We start from the raw sequence: 16,878 nt of genomic DNA on the forward strand, positions 1-16,878 counted from the left end.
ACGCGCCACTACAGCTTCTTGGTCTCGTTCTGCGGACTGTTCGAGGCGGCCCGAAAGGTCTCCTCCCATGCCTCTGGTGAGGTGAACTGCGGAAGTGCCCGCGAATACTGTTCGGAAAGGGAGTCCCATTCCGAGAGCAAACGCTGGTGCAATTTGATGCTTCGAGACAACATGTCGCGGAAATTCGCAGGCTGGCGCTTATACCACGCTGCACCCGAACCATCGGAATTGGAGACGATGGCGGAGTCCAGCTGGGACAGGCGCCACCAGCGCGCGTCCATCGCAGCGACCACCGCTTCCGGGTGCTCCAGGGCGCCGGGACGGATGCTGCGCAGTTGCCGGACGCCTGCCGATGCGGCGGCACCGAGTGCACCGATGATGGTCCGCGGGGCAGTTGGCTTTTTGCCCATTCGGGGCGGTCGCACACGCTGCACAGCCGGGAAACTCGAGACTTCCTTCGTCGCCTTCGCATCATCGAACGTCGCGCGGCGCGAGCGAATCTCCGGCAGCTTCGTCAGGATTGTGGGATGCAGGTGTTCCGGTCCGCGGAGTACGTCCTCGAGCGCGTCCAGGCGAAGGTCAACTGCCGAATACTGCATGGACAACAGGTGCTTGACGTCCAGCAGGAAACTGTGGCGCCACAGGAAGCCACCCTTCTTGTATGGCGAGTAGACCAGTCCGGTCACCCAGCGGTTGCGCTGGTGGAAATAGGCCTGCCAGTCGATGGTGTCGTCTTTCTCCGTCCACGGCATGTGCCACACGGCCGCCCCGGGCAGCGTCACGGTGGTGTAGCCGTGCGCCTTGGCACGGATGCCGTACTCGGCGTCGTCGTACTTGATGAAGACGGGCAACGCCAGGCCGATTTCACGGATGATGCTGGTGGGGATCATGCACATCCACCAGCCGTTGAAATCGACGTCAACGCGCCGATGCATCCACGGCGTCGTTCGCAGGTTGCTGGCCGCGAAATCGTGGCCCTCCTGGGTGTTATCGGCCGGGCCCCAGATGAACCGGTACTCGTTCATCTGCTCGCCAAAGCTGTGCATGACGGAACGTTCGTACAGGTTGAACATGTGTCCACCGACGATGGTGGGAGTCCGGGTGAAGTCGGCGAAGTTCAAGGCCCGCAAGATGCCCTCGGTTTCGATGAGCACGTCGTCGTCCAACAATAGGACGTACTTGCTGCGCCCGTCCTTGACCGCCTCGTGCATGCCGCGCGCGAATCCACCCGATCCGCCCAGGTTCCCCTGCTCGATCAGCGTGAACTTGTCACCCAGCTGCGCAGCGGCTGCATCGAATCCCTCCTGGTCCCTGACCTTCTGCGTGCCTTGGTCAGTGATCAGCAACCGGTCCACCGACTCCAGCAGTTCGGGGGATTCGGCAAGGGTGGCCAGGTGCCTCATGCAGTAGTCGGGACGGTTGAAAGTGGTCACGGCGAGGGTAGCCGTTCCCGGCACGAAAACCTCGGGCTCCGCCACCGACCATTCGGCGCTGACCAGCCGCACCGGCTCCGGGCCCGCGACCAAGTCAAACCAGTACCAACCGCCGTCGCCAAAATTGGCCAACGGGAGCTCAATCGAAGCAGGTGCGCCGTCCGCGACCGGGATGCTCTCGACGCGGTTAGCCGTCCCGCGCGGGGTGGAGCGATAGATGACGACTGTGGCTGCCCCTTCGGTTTCCACCGTCAGGCGGACATCTGAGACGTTGGTGTGGGCCCGCCAGTAACTCGCCGGAAATGCGTTGAAATACGTGCCAAAGGACACGCGCTGGAAGGCGGGGAGGCGGAGCCCCCGGCGTCCTTCCAAGAAATCCGTGCGCTGCTGCGCGCCGGGGGCGACGACCGCTGACTCACTCGGGTTGGCCGACAGCTTGGTAACGTCCATCTCTGTGGCAACAACGCGCTGTGCTGCATTGAAATCCACATACAACGGCAGGGTGTCCATATCGCCGTCCGTGGGGAAAACAATACGGTGGACGGTCTTCCAGACTGTCTGATCTGATTTCTTCTGGACCGACTCGGTCTTGGTTGTTACGCTCACGCGTCAACTCCTCCGCTTAGCAGCTTCGCCCCGCCGGTGAAGTGCGGTTTGATCTTGTTGTCATACATGTTCAGGGCGGACCCGATGGCCATGTGCATGTCGAGGTATTTGTAGGTGCCCAGGCGCCCGCCGAACAGCACCTCCGATTCGCCGTTGGCCAGGTCGCGGTAGGCGAGCAGCTTCTTGCGGTCATCGGCGGTATTGACCGGGTAGTACGGCTCGTCGCCCTTTTCGGCAAAGCGCGAGAACTCGCGCATGATGACGGTGGCATCCTTGGTGTAGTCCCGCTCCGGGTGGAAGTGGCGGAACTCGTGGATGCGCGTGTACTTCTGCGCCTCATCCGGGTAGTTCATGACGGCACAGCCCTGGAAATCCTCGATGGGCAGCACTTCCTGCTCCAGGTCGATGGTTCGCCACGAAAGGTCGCCCTCGGCGTAGTCAAAGTAGCGGTCCACGGCGCCGGTGTAAACAACGGGCACCTGGCCGCTGACAGCCTGCCGGGAGTATTCGCCGTCGTCGAAGAAGTCGGTGTTCAGCACGACCTCGATGTTGGGATGGTCGGCCATGCGTTCGATCCAGGCCGTGTAGCCGTCCACGGGCAGGCCCTCGTGGGTGTCGTTGAAATAGCGGTTGTCGTAGTTGTACCGCACGGGCAGCCGCGAGATGATCGACGCCGGCAGGTCCTTGGGGTCGGTTTGCCACTGCTTGCCTGTGTAGTGCTTGATGAACGCCTCATAGAGGGGGCGGCCAATGAGCTGGATGCCTTTGTCGTTCAGGTTCGCCGGATCGGTGCCGGCCAGTTCGCCGGCCTGCTCCTGGATCAGCGCGCGCGCCTCGTCCGGCCCCATGGAGGAACGGAAGAACTGGTTGATGGTGCCCAGGTTGATGGGCATTTGGTATACCTCGCCCTTGTGGGAGGTGTACACCTTGTGCTGGTAATTGGTGAACTTTGTGAAGCGGTTCACATACTCCCATACGCGTTCGTTGGAGGTGTGGAAAAGGTGGGCTCCGTAGCGGTGCACCTCGATGCCGGTCTGGGCCTCGTTTTCGCTGTAGGCATTGCCGCCAATGTGGTGCCGGCGGTCCAGCACGGCCACCTTCAACCCCAGCTCGGTGGCGGCTCTCTCTGCAATGGTCAGGCCGAAGAAACCCGAACCGACGACGACTAGGTCAGCGTTCACAAACTCTCCTGTGTTCCTTGTTCGGCGGTTTATGGGCACAGCCGTGCCCACGCCTACCGTTCTAGGTTACCCGAACGTTACCCAATCCTTGATTCCCTGGTGTATGACTCGGGGCACTTTGCGGCCGTTCCCTCCTCCACAAGTGGAGCTTCCCCTCGGGTTGTTGACAATGGCCGACGCCGGCCCTTGCGGACACCTGCCGCCCGCCTAGGCTTGGAAACAAGACGGGCACCGGAGCCGCCGGAATGCCGGGAAGGGAGTGGCAGTGCGTTTGGAAATCACTGCGGTGGCCGGTCCGGGGGCCGTTCCATTCCAACCCGCGGAACTGAGCGTTTCACTGCCGCGGCAGGTCGGTGAGGCTCCATCAGGGGCGGCGGAGGTCGGGACGGCGCTCGGATCCCATGCCGGGGGGCTGCCCGGGTCCGGTGGCTCCCCGGATGGATCTGCCGTGGTGGAGGCGCTGTCCGCCCGCTGGCCGGCTTGTTCATTCACCGTGGCCGGCGTCCCCCTCGGCGATCTGCGCGTCGGACAGCGGCCGCTCACGGACGGCGCCGTCGTCGTCGTGCAGGGGGATGTGGGTCCCCTGGGCGGAGCGGGGACTGGACGCGGCCCCCGCTCCGATGCGCCCGCCGTGCTGGCCGTCCGCTCCGGGCCCGGCGCAGGTGCCATGTTTGCCTTGCACCGCGGCCGGTACCGCCTGGGGCGCGGCCGATGCCAAATTGTGATCGACGACCCCACGTTGTCCAGGAACCACGGCACACTGACAGTCGGCGAGCGCGCCATGACGCTGACAGCGGCACCGGGGTCAACGGGTTTCAGCATCCTGCGCGGCTGGCAGGATGATCCCCTGGTGGTCGCGGTGCCGCTGAAGGGGACCGCCGCGGTGGAAGTGGGCGACCTCATCCGCTGCGGCATGTCCGGCTTGGCCATCGAACTGCGTACACCGGCCGGCTGCGCTACTGATTCCCGGGATCCCGGACTTACGGGTCCCCGGGTTGATGGCGCGGGGGTTTCCGGCCCTGGGGCCGACGGTTTCGGGGTTTCCGGCTTGGGGGCTGGCGGTGCGGGGCTTGACGGGGATGCCCCCGATGGGTTCCTGTCCATACCTTCCGGCTCAGGGGCTGACGACGCTGCGCTTGACCACGCCCCCGGTCGTGGCGCCGGGCTTGGCGGGGATGCCCCCGCCGGTTTCCTGTCCATTCCTTCGGGCCCAAGGCTGGATCGGGGCGGCCTGCTGGATGCGGCTGTCCTTGATCCCGTGAAGCTCCCCCACGGAGCCGGACCACCCCGGAGCAGATGGGCAATGACGTCCGCCGGATTGCTTCCCCTGGTGATAGGCGTGCTGTTTGCCTGGCTTACCGGCTCGTGGATGTTCCTGGGGTTTGCCGCCATGGGAGCCGTCGCCGTCATTTCACCACTGCTGGGCGGGGTCCGGCGGCGGCGCGAGTTCTCTGCCCTGGTGGGGGCGGCTGCCGTGCGTGACGCTGCCCGCCGTACGGCCGCGTTCCCGGGCGCCGATGTCTTGGTGGGCTGGGCACTGCACTCGGGCGCCGTGAATGCCAAACCCGGGGTGGCGGTCCTGCGGGGTCCGGACCCGGGTGTTGCGGCCCTGCGGGACACGGACCCGGCCGGCCGGCGTCTTGCCGTCCGCGTCGGCACGGCAGCACAGCGGGCCCTGGTGGAGCCCGTGCCGGACTATCCGGGTTTCTTGGCTCCCCTCTCCAGCGAACTGCCCATGTCGGTGCCGGTGGGCCAGTCTCCGGTGCAGATTGCGGGTGCTCCGGGGCCGCTGCGCCTGTTATTGCACTTTGTGCTGATGCAGTTGGATGCCGCGGGGGTGCCGGTGGTCCTTATGGGGCCGGTGCGGGAACTTCCGCTGTCAGCCAGGTTCCTGCCGTTGACTGTTCTGGCAGGAAGCCTGTCGGGCGCCGTGGCTGCCGTCAACGGGCTGGGCGCAGGTGCGGGCACGGAATCTGCGGACGGCGCCGGGCCGGGCACGGTTGCAGGACGCGCGGCTGCGGCTGTCCCGGACTGCGTACTGGTGTCCATTGGCCAACCACCCACGGGCGTGCGGGCCGTGTTTCCGGGAATCCGCGTCCTGCATTTCACCTCCCGGCTTGGCCGCAGCGGCGACGATGCCGCTGACGTGCAGCTGCAGCCAGACGGAAACGGTGCCGCGGGCATGAGCGGCGGCCATTCCTTCGTTCCGGACGGGGTCCCGGCGCACATTTTCGACCGATATGCCCGGGCCAGGTCGGGCTCGGGCAGGTCCGTGTCGACGGGGCAGGCAATGGCTCCCTGCACTGTCCCGCTTCCCAGCAGCAGCCCGCGGGCTGTGGCGGACCGCTGGCTCGCCAACGCGGGCGGTCCGCTCACACCTGTCCCTGTTGGACGGTCGGCTGCCGGGAGCGAACTTTTCAATTTTGCCAGCGACGGACCCCACCTGCTGGTGGGCGGCACCACGGGTTCCGGGAAGTCCGAGTTCCTGCGGACTCTGGTGGGAAGCTTGGCGGTGGCCCACTCCCCCGCCGACCTGCAATTTGTTTTTGTTGACTTTAAGGGCGGAGCCGGGTTGGGCACCTTGCAAAAGTTCCCCCACACCTCAGCCCTGGTCACGGACCTCGACGGCCGCGGGATGGACCGCATTCTTGGGTCCCTGCGTGCGGAGATCAAGCGGCGCGAGTTGGTGTTGGGCAACGCCGAGGCTGCCGACTGCGATGCCTACCGCTCCAGCCATGCCAACACTGAAAGAGGCGTCATGGCACACCTGGTAATTGTCATTGACGAGTTCCGCGTGCTCGTGGACCAGTATCCCGTTGCCATGGCCGAGCTAATGCGCATCGCAGCTGTGGGCCGGTCGCTGGGTATCCATTTGGTCATGGCCACGCAACGGCCGCAAGGCGCAGTCAATGCAGACATCCGGGCCAACGTCACCAGTTCCGTCTGCCTGCGGGTGCAAAGCACCTTCGATTCCCAGGACGTCATTGGTTCGGGCGTTGCGGCAGCCATTGGCATTGACACGCCCGGAAGGGCTTTTATCAGCCGTGCCGGAGGCCGTCCCACGGAGTTCCAGAGCGCAACCTTGAGGCTTTCGGCCTTCCGGGGTGGCCAGCGCCCGACTGCGGACCTGGCTGTCGACTTCCTGCAAAACCAAATTCCCCCGGGTCAGGGAGGCGGCGCCGCACCCGTTGCCGGGCCGGTTGCCGTTGCGGATCGGAACTTCGTCAGGGGCATGGCAGGCGCCAACGACGGCATGGGGGGAGACAGCGATGTGGATTCCGTGGCCGGTCTGCTCACTGCCGCCTGGCGGATGCTTTCCCGCCCGCGCCGGCAGGGATGGGCAGCACAGGACCCCGGTACCCCTGGGACTGCGGAGCCGGCAAGCGCACCGTCTCCTACGCCACCCCTCGGACCACCGCTACCGTGGACTGCAGCGCGTGTGATTGTGGCCCCCGAGCTGCCCCGTGAACTGGACCTCGACGGCATCTCCGTGGCGGGGACCCGAGCCGGCGGGCCAGGGAGCCGGGAGGCCTGGGATCCCGTCCTGGTGGGACTGGTGGACGTGCCCGAACGCCAGTCGTTGGAGACCCTGTTGTGGTCCCCATCCAGGCATTCACACGTGGCGTGTGTAGGCCCCCGCACCGCGTCCTCGCCAGCCGTCGGACTTCTCGCGGCACAATGCGTGGCTTCCAACACGGCCGGGGAAGGGTCTTCGAAGCAGTACCTGTACATCCTCGACGGCGACGGTTCGATGCGTTCGTTCTCCGGCTGTCCGTGGGTGGGCAGCTACGTAACGCCCTCCGGCCTGCGAACCGCTGCACGCCTGCTGCTCCGGTTGGGCGAGACGGCCGCCGCAACTGACGCCCACCTCGTCGTGTTGGTGAGCGACTGGGGACACTGGGTTGCCGCCTTCCGTTCCAGTCCCTGGCCGTGGGCCGAGGACTCCGTGGGTGAGCTGGTGCGACGCAGCAGACCCCAACTGGCCGTGGTCCTCGGCGGCGAACGCGAACTGCTGTCGGCCCCGTTCATGGCCGCAATTCCCAACCGCCTGTTCCTGCCCTACGGTGCCAGTTCAGAATCGCGGCTGTTGTGGCCCCGGATTCCGCGTTTCACTCCGATTCCGGGCCGGGCCGCGGTCCTGGGCCCGATGAATGCCGCGGCGGCCAGGGGGCAGGCGGACGATCCCCACGTGGCACAGCTCGGCGCCGCCCCGAGTCCCCCGCATCCATCCGGCACTCGTCCGTGGGTGCCATCGTCCGGCGACGCGAATCAAGAGCAGCCTTGGTTGACGTCGCCCAACGGAAACCCCCCGGTATTGGAATCTTCCGGGTCCCCGAAGCCCGCAGCGCCCCCGGAGCCACCCTTGGTTGTGGTGGGCCTGCCCGAACACCTCAGCCTGGTCGACGCTAGGCGCGCGATGGCGTGGTCACGCCGGGATGCCACCGAATCCGAAGACCCGGGAACGGGAGGCCTCCACAACCATTCCCGTGCCCATTCGATCACCGTGGGGCTCGGTGGCGACGGCCGCAGCCCCGTCTCCGTGTCCCTCGCGACGGGAAGGTTCCTGCCGGTGCTCGGTGGCCCCGGATCAGGCAAGTCAACCTTCATGGCTGCCCTCCGGGACCTCAATGGCGCCCCGGACGGAATCATGTGGGTGGACGACGCCACGCTGCTGACACAGGACCAGCTCCTGGCAATTACCCGGACGGTGGCATCCGGCAGTTGCGCATTGGTCGCCGTTCCCAACCACCTGCCGTCCCTGTCCAGGCTTCCGCTGGAATGGGGCCTGCGCACTGCCGAGCAGGGAATTGTGCTCACACCCCGCAGACAGCAGGACGGCGACTTGTTCGGCGTGCGGCTCGATACGGCCGGATCGGAACCGCTGGGGCGGGCCGTTTTCATCGACTGCGGCCGAATGGAATGGTTCCAGTTCCCCCACACGGAAACTTTAGGGGACCCAGATGGCCAGCTACAACAGCGGCCGTTCGCCTCCGGTCCGCAATGAGAACGCCACCACTTTGGGCGTGAAGAGGTAATAAATTACGGCCAAGGCTGGAATCAGCAAAGCCAGCCCCGTCACGGCGGAACCGTTAAGGAGGGCAGAAACGGCGATCGCGACCATGAGCAACTGCCAGACAAAAGCCGCCGACCGGGTCCAGCGAAAACCCTTGAACGCATTCACGGAGACAGCCGCCAAGCCCGCAGCAAGCGCAAACACCAGCACAATCAAGAAGACCGTGCCCGCCAGCGAAAGTGACGGCTGGGTGAACGCAGCAAACGTGAGCGCCACGCCGGAACCGGCGAGGGCCAGGGCTTCAAGGCCGGCCACCGCGGCAATGACGTAGACGCCGGGCGGCCTGCCTGCGCCTGTTTTATTCCGGCCGGCCGGCGTGGCGTCCTCTGGCCCTGGATCCGGCTGTTCTGCGGGGTTCACTGGAGGTCTTGACACAACTGCACCTTACCGGAGATAGTCGGGGAAGAACCACGCGCGGCTGCCCCGGCCGGTGCATCCAGTGATGAATCTCGGTGTGATGCATCGCTCATGGCCACAGACCAACAAAAGCACCACAACCCCTTGTTTACATGGAGTTAACATGACACGCTTAACTCGATGACCTAGAGGGGCCGATAGAGGCCCTTTTCTTATGTGGCCCAACGTGAAATATTTCACAAGCAGCCTCCCCCGTTCTAAAAGGAGTGAGTGATCAGCATGGACTGGCGTAGTCGCGCAGCCTGCCTCGACAAGGACCCGGAATTGTTCTTCCCTGTGGGAAACACCGGCCCGGCCTTGTTGCAGATCGAGGAAGCAAAGAGCGTGTGCCGTCGTTGCCCAGTCATCGACACCTGCCTGAAGTGGGCGATTGAGTCCGGCCAGGATGCCGGTGTTTGGGGTGGATTGAGTGAAGACGAGCGACGCGCCATGAAGCGCCGCGCCGCCCGCGCCCGCCGCGCCAGCTAGGCACCTTGGGCTCAGCATCCGACCCGCACCAGTGGTCGAAAATTCTGCGATTTCGCACTTTTTCGACCACTGCTGCGGGTCAGTTCTTTAATCGGCCAAAGCAATTGAACTAGATGATTGCCTCCCGGGCTGCCGCCCGGATCGGCGGATTGATCAGCTCCCGGCTGTAAAGCACGCGGGCATTGCTTTCAATAATAAGTTCATGGGCAATTTCATTGCCAGTGAACTTATCGCGGACGCTGCGGTAAACCTTGTTTCGGCGGAACACCTCGCCGCCTTCCTCCTGGAAGTGGGCGTCCTTTTCCTGGAGGTGGTATTTCACTGTGAGCGGCTCGGCGGCACGCAGTTCTCCCTTCAGGTGCTCACCGGTGAGTGAGATCCGGAACTGGAAGGTGTTCTGGGTTGCGTTGAATACCCTGTAGTCCAGGTAGTTGTACACAATTGACGTCCCGGCGCCGAACGGGATCTGCCGGTTGAAGTCCGGGAACAGGTCAATTGCCCCATGATGGTGGTGTTCGACGATCTCCAGCGGGCTGTGCAGGACCATCCAGTGCAGAAGGTTGGTGAACTGGCACAGGCCCCCGCCAATGCCGGAAGCGGGTCCGTTATAGCTGATGGTCAACCCTGTCCGGTAGCCTTTTTTCGCCGAGCAGTGGCCCACCAGATGCCAAAAGGAGAAGGTTTCCCCTGGCCTTATGAGCACCCCGTCTATGTGCGGTGCGGCAAGGCCCAGGCTGACGGCCTTGTTTTCCTGGAGGGCCAGGTCAACGTTTCCGAGCCTGCGCCGGATCGACGAGTTGTGCCGGTAAATGCTGACCGGCAGATCTTCGGCAGTCCGCTGTTGCGCAAACCGCGCCCGGGAGCGCGCATTGGTGACCTTGCGCAGCAGAATTTGCCGCTGAACGGCAATCCGATAAGTGAGTGGGGAAATTTCCCCAAATAATTTTCGCGCCAAAGCGATGTGTCCCCCCATCGTGGATTTCGGTAAGTCCAGGCGCCCCTGCCCATGGTGACCGAACCGCGAGACAGGGATCGTGTGTGATAAAAATTGCACCAGGTGCCGGGTCCAGACAAGGCCCCCAGCAGCCTCCCGACATTGATGTCGACGTGTAGCGCAGTGCCGGTTCCGGCTGGCACCACCAGGGCGGCGGAGCCGGCGTTTTTGGTAGTCCGGCGTCAGGGAGGACCGAAGGCCGCCCGCGGCCGCGGATCGGAAAGCCGGACGGAAAAGCGTCGGTCCTCGGCCTTGTCAGTGACGGCGGATCAGCGACATGTCCAGGAGCACTGCCGTGCCGCCGCCGTCGCGGGGCGCCCACTCGATGGTGCCGCCGAGCTCGCTGGTGACCAGGGTGCGCACAATCTGCAGGCCCAGGCCTTCAGCAATGTGTCCTTCGGGCAGGCCTATCCCGTCGTCGGCGATGGTGACCGCCAGGGCGTCGTCGCCGGCACTGTTCTTGTAGCGCCGGGCCGACAGCCACACCGTGCCTTCGCGGTCCTGCAGTCCGTGTTCCACGGCATTGGTGACCAGTTCGTTGATGACCAGGGCAAGGGGTGTGGCAAAGTCGCTGGGAAGCTCGCCGAAGGCGCCCTCCCGCTCGGTGCTCACGCGCTGGGAGGGCGATGCCACCTCTGCGGAGAGCCGGAACTGGCGGTCGATAAGTTCGTCAAAGTCGACACTTTGGGCCAGGCCCTGGGACAAGGTTTCATGCACCAGCGCGATGGTGGAGACGCGGCGCATGGCCTGTTCCAACCCTTGTTTGCCTTCTTCGCTGTGCATGCGCCGGGACTGCATGCGCAACAGGGCAGCCACGGTTTGCAGGTTGTTCTTCACCCGGTGGTGGATTTCGCGGATGGTGGCGTCCTTGGTGACGAGTTCCTGCTCGCGGCGTCGCAGTTCGGAGACGTCGCGGCACAGCACCAGCGCGCCGAAGCGTTCCGTGGCGTCGCGCAGCGGGATTGCGCGCAGGGACAGGCTCACGCCGCGGGATTCAATTTCGGTGCGCCAGGGCATCCGCCCGGTGACCACCAGCGGCAGCGTTTCATCTACCATGCGGCGGTCCTTGAGCAAGCCGGTGGTCACCTCTGCCAGGGATCGGCCTTCCAGGGACTCGCCGTCGCCGAGGCGCCGGAACGCCGAGACGCCGTTCGGGCTGGCGTACTGGACAATGCCGTCCACGTCCAGGCGCAGGACGCCGTCGCCCACGCGGGGTGCTCCGCGCCTGGAGCCGGTGGGCGAGGCAAAGTCGGGCCAGAGGCCCAAGGTGCCCATCTTCAGCAGGTCGTAGGCGCACTGCCGGTAGGTCAGTTCCAGCCGCGACGGCATGCGGGAGCTGGAGAGGTCCATGTGGGAGGTGATGACTGCCAAGGTGCGGCCGTTGCGGACCATGGGGATGGCCTCCACCCGCATTGCCAGGTCGGCATTCCAGATGCTGGTTTCATTGGAACGCTCAATGTTTTGGCTGCGCCAGGCAGCGCCCACCAGCGGTTCCAGCTCCGACTGGATGCCCTCGCCCACGAAGTCCAGGTGGAACATGGTGTGGCTGGTGGACGGGCGGACGTGGGCCAGGGCCACATAGCCCTTGTCCGGATGCGGGAACCAGAGCGCCAGGTCGGCAAAGGAGAGATCGGCAATAAGCTGCCAGTCCCCCACCAGGAGGTGGAGCCATTCGGCATCCCCCGGACCAAAATCAGCGCCTTCCCTGATCATGTCGGCAAAGATGGCCACGCGCGGCTCCTAAAAATTTTCAGTGGGTGGCATCCGGCTCCCGTGGGGAAGCCGGACGCCCCCGGATCGGCTAGCGCCGGACGATTGAACGCAGGAGTCTCAATGCTACCGACAATGAAGCCATGTCGTCTTGTTCAAGCTCGTTGACCTCGGCAAACATCTTGGCTGCCCGAGTCAGCTGTTCCTTGTTCTGTGCTTCCCAACCCTCGATGCGCTCTGTGGTGCCTGACCCGCCATCCGTGCTGTGCATGACATTGCGCGCCATGTCCGCCGTGGTGGCGTACAGGTCGTCACGGAGGGCCGCACGGGCCAGCGCCTGCCAGCGGTCATTGCGCGGCAGCGCGGTAATCCTCTCCAGGAGGGCATCCACGCCGTAGCGGTTGTAGAGGGCATAGTAGACGCTGGCGACTTCCTCCACGGGTTCGTCGACGTTCCGACTCACCTTGGCCACGTCAAGCAGCGGGAACGACTCGAACAGTTCGGCCCACTGTCGGCCTAGCGCGTCGGGCATGTTGAACGATTTGGCGCGGTCGTACCAGGACTGGACACGGTCGGCGTCGACCCCCTTCACAAAGCTGCCCATGCGCCCACCGACCGAGGCAACCACCGGCTTGAACTGGCCTATGACCTCCTCAACGGTGCGCTGTCCGGTGCCCTCGTTGACAAGCCACCGTACGGCGCGGTCCAGCAGCCGGCGCATGTCCAGCTGCACGGTGCACCACTGTTCGGTGGGGAACGACGGCGGCAGCTCACGCAGGGCGGTGGTCATGGCGTTGAAGTCAAAGATCTCGTGCAGCGCAACGAAGGCCTTGGCGATCGCCACCTCGTCGGACGAGGACTCCTCCATGGCACGGAAGGCGAACGTGATGCCGCCCAGGTTCACCATGTCGTTGGCGACGACAGTGGCGATGATCTCCCGGCGCAGCGGGTGCGTGTCGAGCTCCTCATCGAAGCGTTCGGCCACTTCGCGGGGGAAGTACCGGCGCAGTGTGCGCTTGAACCACGGATCGTCTGCCAGCCCGCTCTGGCCCAGCGCCGTGGCGAGCTCCATCTTGGCGTAGGCAGCCAAGACGGCAAGCTCCGGGGACGTCAGCCCCTGTCCACCCTGCAAGCGTTCGCGCAGTTCCACGTTGCTGGGCAGTGCCTCAATTCCGCGGTCAAGGTCGCCGTGTTCCTCAAGCCAGTCCATGAACCGTTCATAGCTGGGGCTCCACTCCACCACGCGTTGGCGGTCATTGAGCAACAGCACGTTCTGGTCGATGTTGTCCTCAAGGACCAGCTGCCCGATTTCATCCGTCATGGACATCAGGAACTCCGTGCGTTCGGACGGGTCAAGCTTGCCGGCCGCCACCATCCGGTCCACGAAGATCTTGATGTTCACTTCATGGTCGGAGCAGTCCACGCCGGCGGAGTTGTCGATGGCGTCGGTGTTCAGGATGACGCCGTGCAACGCCGCCTCAACACGGCCGTGCTGGGTCATGCCAAGGTTTCCGCCTTCGCCAATGACCTTCACGCGCAGATCCCTGCCGTCCACCCGGATGGCGTCGTTGGTCTTGTCGCCCACCTCTGCATTGCTTTCGCCGCTGGCCTTGATGTAAGTGCCGATGCCGCCGTTGTACAGCAGGTCGGTGGGAGCCAGGAGAACGGCCCGCAGCAGTTCCGGCGGGCTGAGCTTCACAGTGCCCTCAGGCAGGCCCAGGATTGAACGGACCTGCTCGGAAACGGGGATCGACTTCAACGCGCGGGAGTACACGCCCCCGCCGTCGCTGATCAGTTCCTTGTTATAGTCCTGCCAGGAGGACCGTGGAAGGTCGTATAGGCGCTGGCGCTCATCGAACGCCGCACCGGGTTCCGGAGTGGGATCAAGGAAGATGTCCCGGTGGTCAAACGCCGCCACCAGCTTCACATGGCGTGTGCGCAGCAGCCCGTTGCCGAAGACGTCGCCGGACATGTCACCAATGCCAACTGCCGTGAATTCCTCGGTCTGGGTGTCGACGTCGAATTCGCTAAAGTGCCTCTTGACGGACTCCCAGGCTCCGCGGGCGGTGATGCCCATGGCCTTGTGGTCGTAGCCAACGGAGCCTCCGGAGGCGAAGGCATCGCCCAGCCAGAAGCCGTACTCGGCGGAGATGGCGTTGGCGGTGTCGGAAAAGGACGCCGTGCCCTTGTCCGCGGCCACCACGAGGTAGGTGTCGTCCCCGTCATGGCGCACCACGTTCTCGGGCGGCACCACCACCTCACCGGCGTCGGAGGCCACCAGGTTGTCGGTGACGTCGAGCAGCCCGCGGATGAACGTCTTATAGCTTTCCCGGCCCTCCGTGATCCACGCGCCACGGTCCACGGCAGGATTCGGGAGCGACTTGGGGAAGAACCCGCCCTTGGCACCGGTAGGCACAATGACCGCATTCTTGACCGTCTGTGCCTTGACCAGGCCCAGGACCTCGGTACGGAAGTCCTCCCGGCGGTCCGACCAGCGCAGTCCGCCGCGGGCCACCTTGCCAAAACGCAGGTGCACGCCCTCAACCCGGGGCGAGTAGACCCAGATTTCAAACATGGGACGAGGGAACGGCAGCCCGGTGATCATCGACGGATCGAACTTCAGGCTCAGGAAGTCCCGGCCGCGGTAGTAGTTCGTGCGCAGCGTGGCGTCCACTAGATTGGCGATGGTGCGCAGCACCCTGTCCGCGTCCAGCGTCGGAACCCCGTCCAGGGCCTGGTCCAGGCGGCCGCGAACTTCGGCGATGCGTTCGTCACGGCCGGCGTCCCCGCCCTGCGGGTCAAAGCGGCATTCAAAAAGCTCCACCAGTGCCCGCGTCACGGCGACGTTGCGCAGCAGCGTGTCCGCGATGAAGCCAAAGGAGTTGGTGTTGCCCATCTGCCGCAGGTACTTCGCGTAAGCGCGCAGGATGACGATCTGGCGCCAGTCCATTCCCTCGGTCAACACCAGCCGGTCGAAAAGGTCCGACTCACTGGCACCCGTGGTGGCGGCTCCAAATGCGTCCGTCAGCAGCGACGCCGTCGCACGCGGATCCACATCGGCGGGGTACTTCAAGCCCAGGTCATACAGGAAGAAGTCGCGCTTGTCCGCGGTTTCAATCTCAAACGGGCGCTCGTCAATGACTTCAATGCCCAGGTTGTGGAAGAAGGGCAGGATTTGGCTCAAGGTCTGCGGGTGCGCCATGTACAACTTGACGCGGGCGTCGTCCTGCTGGCCGTCCACGGCACTGTCCGACAGGTAGACGTTCATCCCGGGGGCGCACTTCTCCGGTGCCCCGCCGGCTTCGACCACCTGCTTGTAATGGGTGTCGAAACTTTCAAAACGCTTGATGTCCTCGAGCGCGTCCTCGACCTCAAAATCCACCCGGTAGCTGGCGGGGAATGCTTCGGACCACTTGGCAGCCAAGCGTTCTGCGGTCTCCAAGTGCTCGGTTTCACGCAGCGCCTGGGCGATGCCCTCGGGCCACGAACGGGCCGCCATGACCAGGCGCTGTTCCAGCTCGGCGGCCTGCAGCTCGGCCGGAACGTGGTAGTCCTTGGACAGGCGGATGCGGAAGAACAGGCGCGCCAGCGCTGATTCGCTCATCCTGGCCTCAAAGTCGATGGAGACTGCGTCAAAGGTCCGGGTAAGTTCTTTTTCGATGCGGCGGCGCACTGCCGTTGTGTAGCGGTCGCGCGGGATGAAGATCAGCGCCGACATGAAGCGGCCGTAGATGTCCGGACGCAGGAAAAGCCGGGTGCGGCGGCGCTCCTGGAGCCGCAGGATGCCGTCGGCGATCTCAATCAGGTCCTCGGTCTCAATCTGGAACAGCTCGTCGCGCGGGTAGGTCTCCAGGACCGCGAACAAGTCCTTGCCTGAGTGGGAATCGGGTGGGAAGCCAAAATGGCGCAGAACGGCGTCGACTTTTTCACGCACCACGGGGATGTTGCGTACGGAGCCCGTGTAGACGGCCGAGGCGAACAAGCCGATGAAGCGCTGCTCGCCGTTGACATTGCCTTGGGAGTCAAAGGACTTGATGCCGATGTAGTCGAGGTAGGCTGCCCGATGCACGGTGGAGCGGGAATTGGCCTTGGTGATGACCAGGACCCGTTTTTCGCGGGCCTTGCGCTGGCCAGTGGTGGTCAGGTGCTGGACCGTTGGGTGGCTCGAACCGTCCCGGAGCAGGCCCAGTCCGCTGCCTTCGCGGTTGACCAGCACGTCCTCGCCATCCTGCTTGACCAGGTCGTATTCGCGGTAGCCCAGGAACGTGAAGTTGCCCGCATCCATCCAGTGCAGCAGGTCTTCGGCCTCGCGGGTGTCGGTGATGTGCTCGCCGGCCAGTTCAGTGGCCAGCACTTCCGCCCGGCTCAGCGCCTTCTCGCGCATGGAAGGCCAGTCTTCGACGGCGGCACGGACGTTTCCGAGGACCTTGGTGAGGCCTTCGACGAGCCCGGCCTTCGCGGCGTCGTCGGTCTTGTCAATCTCGACGGCCATCCAGGACTCCAGATGGGACGTGTTGTCCCCCACCGTGACCAGGTGGGCGATGCTGGGCATCGTGGACGTGTCGCCGCTGGCCACGCCGGCGTAGGAGGGCACCTTGTGGATGCCGGCCAGCGCATTGGTCACGCGGTCCCTGGACACCACGAACATGGGGTGGGTCACGAGGCGGATGGCCAGGTTTTGGTGCACCAGTTCGGCACTGACGGAATCAACCAGGAACGGCATGTCGTCGGTCACGATGTAAACCACGCTGGCATCACGCTCGTCCAGGACCTCGACCTTGATGGTTCGGGGGGCCCGGTCCGCAGCCAGGGCACGGTGGATCAGCGCCCGGGAATTGAGGACCGCCGGGTCGTACGCGGCAGCGTCCTCGCCGGACAAATGTACGTAGTAGTCGGTGATGTACTGTTGGTCACCGGCTCCAGGCTGGGCTGAATCCTGAACGGACCCGGTCGTGGGTGAGTTGGACGACATAAATCTAACGCCTCCGTCAAAGA

8 protein-coding genes are annotated in these 16,878 nt (G+C 64.6%); 2 read left to right on the forward strand and 6 right to left on the reverse strand.

Annotation, left to right across the window (positions count from 1 at the left end; translation table 11 throughout):
• Positions 1–8: 8 nt before the first annotated feature.
• Together CVV68_RS02265 and glf are read right to left on the reverse strand one after the other, a co-directional pair.
• A complete protein-coding gene (locus tag CVV68_RS02265) occupies positions 9–2,039 on the reverse strand; it encodes a glycosyltransferase (RefSeq protein WP_110499396.1) in 2,031 nt (676 codons plus the stop codon).
• A complete protein-coding gene (gene glf, locus CVV68_RS02270; RefSeq protein WP_110499621.1) occupies positions 2,036–3,253 on the reverse strand; it encodes a UDP-galactopyranose mutase in 1,218 nt (405 codons plus the stop codon). Before glf ends, CVV68_RS02265 begins: the two co-directional genes overlap by 4 nt.
• A 232-nt stretch (positions 3,254–3,485) precedes the next feature.
• Between glf and CVV68_RS02275 the strand changes: the two genes are divergently transcribed.
• Entirely contained in the window at positions 3,486–8,225 is a 4,740-nt protein-coding gene (locus CVV68_RS02275) for an FtsK/SpoIIIE domain-containing protein (RefSeq protein ID WP_110499397.1), read from the forward strand.
• On the opposite strand, the gene CVV68_RS02280 is transcribed toward CVV68_RS02275, so the two are convergent.
• Positions 8,190–8,669, reverse strand: coding sequence for a hypothetical protein (locus tag CVV68_RS02280; RefSeq protein WP_146238806.1), 480 nt, complete (start codon positions 8,667–8,669; stop codon positions 8,190–8,192). The two genes, CVV68_RS02275 and CVV68_RS02280, sit on opposite strands and share 36 nt — an antisense overlap.
• Positions 8,670–8,930: 261 nt before the next feature.
• Between CVV68_RS02280 and CVV68_RS02285 the strand changes: the two genes are divergently transcribed.
• On the forward strand, positions 8,931–9,179 hold the full coding sequence (locus CVV68_RS02285) for a WhiB family transcriptional regulator (protein WP_038469266.1): 249 nt from the start codon (positions 8,931–8,933) through the stop codon (positions 9,177–9,179).
• A gap of 109 nt (positions 9,180–9,288) precedes the next feature.
• Here CVV68_RS02285 and CVV68_RS02290 read toward each other — a convergent pair whose 3' ends face one another.
• The 3 genes from CVV68_RS02290 to CVV68_RS02300 all read right to left on the reverse strand — a co-directional run bounded on the left by CVV68_RS02290 (position 9,289) and on the right by CVV68_RS02300 (position 16,855).
• On the reverse strand, positions 9,289–10,134 hold the full coding sequence (locus CVV68_RS02290) for a VanW family protein (protein WP_110499622.1): 846 nt from the start codon (positions 10,132–10,134) through the stop codon (positions 9,289–9,291).
• A gap of 294 nt (positions 10,135–10,428) precedes the next feature.
• Complete coding sequence (locus tag CVV68_RS02295) at positions 10,429–11,904, reverse strand: sensor histidine kinase (RefSeq protein ID WP_110499399.1); 1,476 nt, start codon at positions 11,902–11,904, stop codon at positions 10,429–10,431.
• A gap of 70 nt (positions 11,905–11,974) precedes the next feature.
• Positions 11,975–16,855: an NAD-glutamate dehydrogenase gene (locus tag CVV68_RS02300; protein WP_110499400.1), complete on the reverse strand. Its 4,881-nt coding sequence runs from the start codon at positions 16,853–16,855 to the stop codon at positions 11,975–11,977.
• Positions 16,856–16,878 lie beyond the last annotated feature (23 nt).

Source organism: Arthrobacter livingstonensis (assembly GCF_003219815.1).
GTDB classification, from domain to species: Bacteria; Actinomycetota; Actinomycetes; order Actinomycetales; family Micrococcaceae; genus Specibacter; species Specibacter livingstonensis.